At 55.5% G+C, this 508-nt stretch carries 1 protein-coding gene; it reads left to right on the forward strand.

Annotation, left to right across the window (positions count from 1 at the left end; all coding sequences use genetic code 11):
- A partial coding sequence (locus tag AC1RPG_RS08075) for an AAA family ATPase (protein ID WP_481762481.1) occupies nt 1–508 on the forward strand: 508 nt, incomplete at both ends.

A 508-nucleotide genomic window follows, 5' to 3' on the forward strand; every position in this document is an offset into this window, starting at 1 on the left:
ATCAATGTGTTCTTGGTTGAGGACGCAACGGAGTTCTGGAACCGAAAGGCCGATTCAGCAGACCCCGATCGAAGCACATATGACTCGAAGGATTTGTTCGGGTCGGATGCAGCACGTATCGTTGTGCAGGGATTCGAACGACCGGACATCCCGTGGAATGATGAGCAGAATCGCGCAATCCACGACGTAATCAACTGGTACAAGGACCGGAAGCGGGCACCGATCTTCCGGCTGTTCGGATACGCGGGTACCGGTAAGACACAGCTCATCAAAGAGATCGCGTGGCGCGTTCAGAATGGTGAGGGGTGCTCACGTGGTGAAGTGGTGTTTGCGGCATACACGGGCAAGGCAGCGGCTGTCATGCGTAGCAAAGGCTGCGTCGGTGCCGGTACTCTCCACAGCCTGATCTACCGGCCAAAGATGGACCGTGTTACTGGCAAGATCAAGGGATTCTCTAAGAACGAAGAGAGCCCGCTTCGCTATGCGTCACTCCTGATCGTTGATGAGG

This window comes from Dellaglioa sp. CoH-57-MRSF-18 (genome assembly GCF_056781995.1).